This is a genomic window from Penaeicola halotolerans, from assembly GCF_016464625.1.
GTDB classification, from domain to species: Bacteria; Bacteroidota; Bacteroidia; order Cytophagales; family Cyclobacteriaceae; genus Penaeicola; species Penaeicola halotolerans.
This window is the reverse complement of sequence record NZ_JAEAGO010000239.1, coordinates 1-233: the sequence shown is the minus strand read 5'-3', so window position 1 is coordinate 233 and position 233 is coordinate 1. Positions and strand designations below refer to the sequence as shown.

At 42.5% G+C, this 233-nt stretch carries 1 pseudogene; it reads left to right on the top strand.

What is annotated here, in order from left to right:
- A pseudogene (locus I5349_RS14125) lies at positions 1–233 on the top strand (hypothetical protein); the annotation flags it as partial.

The window sequence follows — 233 nt, the reverse complement described above, 5'->3', positions numbered from 1 at the left end:
AGGAACATGATATCCCTGTCGATTATATCGTAGGACCTTCTATGGGGGGTGTAGTGGGAGCACTTTATGCCACTGGATATTCACCAGCTGAGATTGAGCGGATTGCTTTGTCAGACAATTTCCAAAGATGGGTAAATGGAGGCACGGAGAGTTTGTACTTTAGAGATGCGAGTGATTTTCCAGACAATCCTAGTTTGCTTTCTGTTGATTTTTCATGGAAAAGCCTTTTTAAG